This is a genomic window from Caldithrix sp. (assembly GCF_056497305.1).
This window is the reverse complement of the sequence record NZ_JBSMDE010000033.1, coordinates 1-8,302: the sequence shown is the minus strand read 5'-3', so window position 1 is coordinate 8,302 and position 8,302 is coordinate 1. Positions and strand designations below refer to the sequence as shown.

Here is an 8,302-nt window from a genome sequence, read left to right as displayed (position 1 = left end):
GCCCCCTTCCCTTCTTTTAATAAAGGGAAGGGGGAGCAAATTGTGCCGCTTTGCTGAGTTTTAGCCTTACATGTCAATAAATTTTATTTTTTTTCTAAATCTTTGTGCTCTCTGTGGTTGATTAATGGTTGCGGCTATGCTGCCTTAGAATACTTCCCTTAAAAGATCTATCGCTTTAGCGTGCGAAAATTTTTATGCAGTGTGAAGAAGCAAAACTGTTGAATTGTTGAATGGCCTGTCCGGCTGGCCAGACGGGCCTGTCCCCGAGGATCGGGATTTGGAATGACGCTCGGCACGAAGCCTCACTGATTGTCTTTTCGCCCTTATAAAAGTCTCGAGCTGAAGTTCGAGTTACGTTGCGGCTGTGCTGCCTTAGAATCTGTGTATTAATGAAAATCGATTCCGTTTTTAGTCATTTTTTATTGGCTCTATCGAGCCAACGCGACTCTGGAGAGTCGCGCTACGGGATTACAAAATTTTTGTGCGGGGTGAGGGATAAATCTGTTGAACCGTTGATTTGTTGATTTGTTGAATGATTGAATAACCCCTCCCCCGAAAATCGGGATTTCCGCTTCGCTCCAACCTTCGGCTGGACAAGCCTATTTCCGGGATTCGGAGTTTTCGCTTGCATGGAAATAACATTTGTGTAGGTGTTAGGGTAAATCTCGAGCTGAAGCTCGAGTTACTCCTGAAGCTGGGAGAAGAATGACATGCCGGCACAGGCCTTCACTGCCTGGGGAAACTTGTCCCTTGGCAAATTCATTCGTAAGTCGTAATTTTAAATTGTTAATTAAAATTGCTCTTTTGCCTGTCAGGCTGCGCCTGCCAGACGGGCCTGTCCCCGAAAATCGGGATTTTCGCTGCGCTCCAACCGGCTGCCACGGCCAGACGGGCGCCCTTTACGGTTTTTTAAAGGTTACGGCGCTGCTGCCCTGGAAAAACAAATATCTCTCTCAAACCATTGGTAATAAAAAATATTTATTAGCTCTGTTTACCAAGATGTGTTTTGCTAAATGATTTACTTTTTAGGCGCGATCGGGTCCTTTACTGGTGGCGGTACTCTTTCCATAATGATGCGTAAAAAGGCCACGGTGTCGGGTTCCACCTTAATGCAGGGCACCACATGTTGCAAATAACCGATCTTTGTAAAAATAACGCTGTATTCACCGATTGCCAGGCTATCGAAAGAAAAGGCACCGCTTGAATCGGTTTCCATGGTCAGGTTGGAGGGAATGAGTTTTACCTGTACTTTTTCCACTGGTTTTCCGCTGTACAATTCACGCACCAGCCCCTGTAGTTTTCCGTGTTGCCCAATTGCAAGTAGGGGTAACATAGAAATAAAGAAAATGGTAACTAAAAGCTTCATCATTTGCCTCCCTTCGCCCAAACCTCGCTTGTAATATTAAGATAATGAATTATGACTCGGAATGCACATTTTTGTAGAATGTTAAGGAAAACGCTTAACTTCAACGGCCGGATGATTGTGAATCTGACTTTCTATTCGCAAACGTAATAGCACTCTCCATTATTTTCTGGCAGCGGAAGAGTGATTGACATGGTACCAATGGGATTAAAAGGGAACGCAAGCCAGGCCATTAGCCTCTTGCGCGCCCTTTACAATCGTTTGTGTGTTACACCTTCTGTGTTTTCTCTTTCAGCCACTGGCGCTCTTCTTTTTTCAGATAGGGCGCCAGGATCTCGTACACCTTTTGATGGTAAGCGTTCAAATAATCGATCTCTTGGCGAGTCAAAAGATTTAAATCCACAAGTTTCAAGTCAATGGGACAGTAAGTTAAATTTTCAAATTTTAGAAATTGCCATTCGTCGCTGGATTTTTGCTGGTCCTGAACCACGACGATTAAGTTTTCAACGCGCATGCCATATTCTTGCGCCTTGTAATATCCGGGTTCATTGGAGCAGACCATGCCCTCTTTCAGGGGTACGCCAATGCCGCGGTAGTAGGAGATGCCCTGCGGGCCTTCGTGCACGCTTAAAAAAGCGCCCACCCCATGACCGGTTCCGTGACCGTAATTCAAACCGATTTCCCATAAGGCTTTACGCGCCAGGGTGTCCAGTTGAATGCCCTGAGTGCCTACCGGAAAGGAGGTAATAGCCAGATCGATGTGTCCTTTTAAAACGCGTGTAAACCGATCTTTTTGCTCATCGCTTGGTTCGCCCAGGGCTAAGGTACGCGTAATGTCGGTGGTGCCATCCAGATACTGCCCGCCCGAATCGATGAGGTAAATGCCTTCCGGCTTCAATTCCATATCGCTTTCAGGCGAAGACGTGTAGTGAACAATGGCTCCGTGTTCATTGTAAGCAGAAATGGTTTCGAAGCTGGGGCCCTGGTACAGGGATTGTTCGGCGCGGAATTTTTCTAGCTTTTGAGCGGCGCTCATCTCGCTCACGCCCCCGGCGGGCACGGCCTCTTCCAGCCATTTTAAAAACTTCACCATGGCCACTCCGTCACGAATGTGGCAGGCGCGCATGCCAGCCAGTTCTGTTTCGTTTTTAATGGCCTTAAACAGGGTAACCGGACTTTCCTTAAAGAACAGTTCACAGCGTTTTTGCAGGAGCATGACCACCCAGTAGTTGACTGTGGCCTCGTCCAGCCAGACGCGTGTTTTTCGTTTGGACAATTTCAATAAGCGTTTTTTGAAATCGTCGTAATGCCGAATTTTAGCCTGTCCTTTTAAATGTTTTTTGACGGCGCGGGCCACTTTCTTTTTGTGCACAAATAGTTCGGCCTCTTCGGCGGTAATAACCGCATAGGCTATGACAACCGGATTGTAAGGAACGTCGCGTGAACGGATGTTAAAGGTCCAGGCAATAGCATCCAATTCTGTAAGAACGAGTGTTTGACAGCCATGGTCGGCCATTTGCTGCCGGATGCGATTTAACTTGCTTTCTACCGATTCCCCGGCGTATTTGTCCTCCCAGACCATGATGGGATCCAGAGGCATTTCGGGCTGATCCTGCCACAAGGCATCGACTAGATTCTCTTCCAGAAATTTCATTTTAATGTCGTGCAGGGCCAGTTCCTTTTGCCAGTGACTGATCTGACGGTAACTCATCACGCGCGGGTCCAGGCCCACAATTTGCCCGGCCTTCAACTCCTGTTTTAAAAAAGTCAGCATGTCCGGCGTTTGCGGCAGACCGATTTTGAACAATTCAATCCCTGTATCCTGCAATTGTTGTTCGGCCTGTAAAAAATAGCGGGAATCGGTCCACAGACCGGCTTTATTGAGAGTAACAATTACGTCTCCGGCCGAACCGCTGAAACCGCTGATCCAGGCGCGCCGTTGCCAGAGGGCCGGAACATATTCGCTGGCATGCGGATCGGTGCTGGGAATAATGTAGGCATCGATCCTGTTCTTTCTCATCAATTCACGCAATTGGTTAATACGTTCTTTTATCATGACTTACCCCTTTTTGTTTTTGGGTAGATTGTTGAATGGTTGAATATTGAATGGGTGGATGGGAGAAAGGGGGCGTTTTTCCAGTGGCATGTGGAAAAGGAAAAAGCCGGTCCTATCCCTGGCTGTTGCTCCATTAATCAGGCGATTAAATCCATCCGACATCTTGCTGCTGCGCATCACGTTGTTAGTCCCTTTATTAGTCCCACAAAACCCAGCTCAGGCCAAAACGAACCCGGCGGTAGAGTTCGGGATAGCCTACAATGATCTGGTATTGTTCTCCCAACACGTTGTCCATTTCCATGAACAGAATGGCATCTTTAATTTTAGCCGAAATTTTGTAATAAAGCAACAGGCGATTGGGCCATTGCCCGCCATTCAGGTAGAAACTTTCGGCAAAAGGCTGGTAGGCAATCTTTTTTGCAGGGCCCAGCCATTGCACCGTTGTGCTGCCCCTGATTAAAATCCGCTTGTGGAACCACCAATCGCTGTAACGAAGATGGACGAATGCCGAATAAGCTGCACCAATCAATCGGCCTTTAAGGGCGCTTTGCCCGCCAACGGTCAGCCGGAATTTGAAAAACTTTAGTTTCGACTGACCGGACAAGTAGTGAAAATTGCGATGGGCCCCATTGTAAAAGTGTTGGCCATCAAAAACAATTTCGTCGTTTACGCGATGTGAAGTCAGATTGAGCTCCATAATCACCCATGGTTTGGGCTGAAGGTTTAGAGAAAAAGTAGAATTTAGATGGTGTTCTGGTAAAATGGTGCGCTGGCCCTCCAGCCCCCTGAAATGGAAAAAGCGTTCGTCCATCGTCGGGAAGCGAGCGTAACTTTCGAAAGTGTAGTTCAAAGAAAAGAGCGCCGGTGCGTAATGAACGGACAGCATGGAATTTAATTGACTGCGCTGGCCCCAGCGGCTGGCGATGGAGAGCGTTGTTTGGGCACCGAGTTTTGCTCCCAGAGGCCAAAAACTTTTCCAGCTCAGTTTGCCCTCAGAATCTGTGTACTTTCTGCTGTAGGGCGTGCCCCAGGCTTTTACCTGACTGGCGTTTAAGGCTAATTCCATGGACTTGTTAAACAGTCGGAATGGTCTGCGTCCCTGTACAGAATAGCGATCAAACCGCAGACGCACGAGCTGACCATCTTCGGAAAAGCGATATTTTCTGCGGCTGTTCTGAAAACCGGCATCCACCTGCCAGCGTGTTTCCTGCTGAGCACTCAAAGCAAAAATACGCGCCTGGATCTGTTCCCGAACTTCATTGTAGCGGAAACGGCCATATTGCTGACCAAAGTAATCTGGAACGTTTACATTTTCGCTGGCTTTGTGGTAAAAGAGTTGCAATAACAGGTTCCGGCTAAGCAGTCGTGTTAATTGCCCGCGGTAATGGCTGGCGCGGTAATAGGTTAAAGCGTAGTCGCGGTTCACTCCGCCTAATTGGAGCATGGTTTTAGGGTTGATTTGTGTGGCAAAAGTGATGTCCAGATCGGTGTAGCTAAAATCGCCTTCACGGTACATGATGCGCGTGTAGGGCTGATCGTTCAAAATCGATCGACTGCGCAAGAGCAGGTCATCTTTCGAATCAGAGAAAATTTGCGATTCACGGGCTTGAAGAAGCATCCAGGCCAGGGCATCGGGGAAGACGAGACGCGTGCTGAACATGCCGTGTGTCGGATCGTTGAGTAAGAAACCATCTTTAATAATTCGGGCCTGTCTGGGCCAGAGGTGCAGAGGCGCCACAAAACGGGGTAATCCCATCTCTAAAAAATCAAAAACCTGTACCTGCGGTACGGTTCGCAACAGGTCGGCCAGCCCCTGGTAACCCAGAAAAGGTATCTCTTCAAAGGTCACCGCTTTTGAAGAATCCACAGCCCCTGAAAAATAGAATCTTAGATCATTTAAGGTTATAGGTTTTAGAGACCGGTTTATTTTTACAGAATCTGCAGATACGGTTTGCGTAGAATCAGAGAAGGCCGTTTGCCCGGTAACCAGGGTCGTGCAGAGGAAGATCAAAAATAAAATGGGTTTCATAAACCGTTCAAGCCTTTCGTGTACATCATCAATGAAAACAATTTGAGCATAAATTTAAAATCAAGCAACCATTTCATGACTGAATTGGTTCAGTGGGGTTAATTTTTTTTCGTAATAACTTGTCTCTGGCTGACAGGCGAGAGTAGACCTCAGCTGCTGGTCTCTTCTTCCCGAAAATCGGAGAGAGGGGGAAATTGATGCTAACTGTCATTTCGATCGGATGCCCGGAGTGCGTCGGGACAGAGCGGAGAAATCCTTATCAGGTGTAAGGGCGAAGCATTTTCTTGAAGATGGTTCCAATTAGTGCAACCTCTTGTGTACAAGTTAAAATTGTTCTTGAGCAAAACTCTGCAAAAAATGCTTCGCCTTTACCAAAGTCTCGAGCTGAAGCTCGAGTTACGCTGCACTTGCGATGGACATTTAGATGGCGTGCCAGTGTAAGGGATTCCTCAGCCTGGTGAATCGGGATTCAAAATGGGGCCAGGCATGGGGTCTCACTGCTTAGGCGCGACAATCTGTTTTACAAAAAATTCCGAAATCCGATATTTTAGACAGAAAGCGCCCTAACTCGCCTTCCCCCATGAACAATCATTCACGGTTCGACATCCTGCAGATAGCGTAAAGTATCTTCAAGCGTTACACGGGGCGTGATGGTCTTTAGCGGTTTGGGGGCCATCTGTAAGGCGGGCAGGAGATATTTATTCTCTTCCAGACTGTCGATGCGCGCTGGTTGTAAAAATTGAGAACTCCAGCGCAGACGCAATGGCGCATTGGCCAGCTGTCTCCATTCCCGTGGTTTAATTGCCCGTGCTATTTTCATTAACCACAACACGCGTTTCTGCATGCGCTTACAACTTTTTGGACGCACGTAGGGATTAAAATATTGGGGATTGGGCAGCAGGCCGGCCATCAAGGTAGCTTCTGCTAATGTGAGTTGCGAGGCGTGTTTTCCAAAATAGAAGAGGGCGGCCGCTTCGGCACCGTAGATGTTTTTGCCCCATTCGGCAATGTTCAGATAAAGTTCTAAAATGCGTTTTTTAGTGAGCGCTCTTTCAATGCGTCGCGCCAGAACCATTTCTCTTATTTTACGTAGCAGGGTTTTACGCTTATTCAAAAAAGCATTTCTGGCCAATTGCATGGTCAGGGTACTGGCGCCGCGCACATAACGCCTTTTGCGCAAATTCAGTTTAAAGGCTTCCCAGAAGGCAGACCAGTTGATGCCCTGATGTTTGTAAAAAAGATCGTCTTCGCTGATGATCACTGCTTTTTGCAAATGGGGCGAAATCAAATTTAGAGGAACGTAAATGCGCACAGGGCTTTTGGGTGGCTTTTTCTGGAACAGGGTCTGCCGATTACCCGTGGAGCTCAAACGGAATTGCTTAATTTCATCCGCCCCGGGTAAAGGAAGCAAGATGAGCAGATACAGGAACAAAATGAGCAAAAAAACAAGCGTTGCGCTGATCAATAGCCAGCGAAATTTCCGGTAGCGCCATTTTAAGAATTTGACCTCAATCATGGAAAATAACCTGATTCATCAGTTCAACAATTTCCAGCGGCTGGCCTTTTCTTTCGTCCTTTACCAGATGGTGGGCCTGTTGAGGACATTTGTCCAGGCAAACGCCACACCCCATGCACAACGCTTCGTTCAGAGCTATTTTCCCATTTTGCAGACTTAAAGCCTTAAACTGGCAATACGGGACACATTTGCCGCAGCCCAGGCACTTTTCGGTTTCGATCTTTAACACAAAACCGGAGGGCGCCAGCATGGGGATGCCATTGCGCATGGCTTGCATGGCTCCGCAGCAGCAGGAACAACAATTACAAATTGCGTAAAAACGTTGCAACATGGCGTCTTTAAAAAAAGCGTGATGCACATGCCCGCGTTCATCTTCTTCTTTAATGATTTGTACCGCTTCGCTGGCCGTGATTTTCCGGGCCTTGTGCGGATGGTGTTCCAGCACAAAACGTACAAAAGGTTCTCCAATAATTAAGCAAACATCCAGCGGTTCGCAGGGATTTTTTCGTACCGAGCGGCAGGGACATTCTAAAACGGCAATGTGGTCGGGATTCTTCAGAATAATGGAACGGGCGCTCTGGTACGGTATGATCTTTTCCAGATCATCGATTCGAATCTCGCGATCGACCGTAACCAGCTGGGAAGCCTGTTTGAGGGGCACGACCTTACCGTGATAACCGTCGGCAAAGGTCTGGCCGGAATCCGAATGACCTGGAGTAGGAAAAACCTTTTGAAAGAACTGCCAGAGCAAGCTCAATACTTTGCTCAGCCGATGTTCTCCGGTGCCAACTCCGATGTAAAGGTAGGGCCAGCGCAGGTAAAGATAGCCGTGCAGCCAATCCTTGAAGGAATAGTGGGCGGTGGATTTGGCTTCTCGGTAAAAATCTCTGGTTGAAGGTTTTAAAAACATGGCTGACCTCCGGAGTTTTAACTTTGCTGCCAGATAAGTGAACCAGCAACCGCTGGACAATAGAGTGCGTCAGAAAAAGTTAAAATAATGAAATTTGTTCCGCAAAACAATGGGATCGCTTAAAAATGAAAAATGAAGGGCCATTTAGAATACTTCCTTCAAAACTTATAATCCCGCCACAGCGAGATGCGAAAGTTTTTATGTTGTATGAGAAAGTAAAAAGGTTGAGTTGTTGAGTTGTTTAATTGTTGAATGGCCCGTCCTTCGGCCGGATAAACCTGTCCGGCTGGCCAGACGGGCCTGTCTGTCCCAGAGAATCGGGATTTCCGCTGCGCTACAACCTTCGGCTGGACAAGCCTATTTCCGGGATTCGGAGTTTTCGCTTGCATGGAAATAACATTTGTGTAGGTGTTAGGGCAAATCTGGAG

The 8,302-nt window shown here is 47.4% G+C and carries 6 protein-coding genes; 1 reads left to right on the top strand and 5 read right to left on the bottom strand.

All coding sequences use genetic code 11. From position 1 onward, the window contains the following. The first annotated feature begins 750 nt into the window (after positions 1-750). Positions 751-1,017: a hypothetical protein gene (locus ACWB0I_RS02895; protein ID WP_479386532.1), complete on the top strand. Its 267-nt coding sequence runs from the start codon at positions 751-753 to the stop codon at positions 1,015-1,017. 1 nt (position 1,018) lies between these two features. Here the strand turns inward: ACWB0I_RS02895 and ACWB0I_RS02890 are convergent, their stop codons facing one another. The 5 genes from ACWB0I_RS02890 to ACWB0I_RS02870 form a co-directional block, all read right to left on the bottom strand. Next, positions 1,019-1,369: a carboxypeptidase-like regulatory domain-containing protein gene (locus ACWB0I_RS02890; RefSeq protein WP_479386531.1), complete on the bottom strand. Its 351-nt coding sequence runs from the start codon at positions 1,367-1,369 to the stop codon at positions 1,019-1,021. Positions 1,370-1,631: 262 nt separating this feature from the next. Continuing rightward, on the bottom strand, positions 1,632-3,419 hold the full coding sequence (locus ACWB0I_RS02885) for an aminopeptidase P family protein (RefSeq protein ID WP_479386530.1): 1,788 nt from the start codon (positions 3,417-3,419) through the stop codon (positions 1,632-1,634). Positions 3,420-3,615: 196 nt separating this feature from the next. Further along, positions 3,616-5,448 carry a hypothetical protein gene (locus tag ACWB0I_RS02880; RefSeq protein ID WP_479386529.1) on the bottom strand — a complete coding sequence of 611 codons (1,833 nt, stop codon included), beginning with the start codon at positions 5,446-5,448 and terminating at the stop codon, positions 3,616-3,618. A gap of 592 nt (positions 5,449-6,040) precedes the next feature. After that, positions 6,041-6,964 carry a transglycosylase domain-containing protein gene (locus ACWB0I_RS02875; RefSeq protein WP_479386528.1) on the bottom strand — a complete coding sequence of 308 codons (924 nt, stop codon included), beginning with the start codon at positions 6,962-6,964 and terminating at the stop codon, positions 6,041-6,043. Then, positions 6,957-7,874 carry a 4Fe-4S binding protein gene (locus tag ACWB0I_RS02870; RefSeq protein ID WP_479386527.1) on the bottom strand — a complete coding sequence of 306 codons (918 nt, stop codon included), beginning with the start codon at positions 7,872-7,874 and terminating at the stop codon, positions 6,957-6,959. The genes ACWB0I_RS02875 and ACWB0I_RS02870 overlap by 8 nt, the downstream gene beginning before the upstream one ends. Positions 7,875-8,302 lie beyond the last annotated feature (428 nt).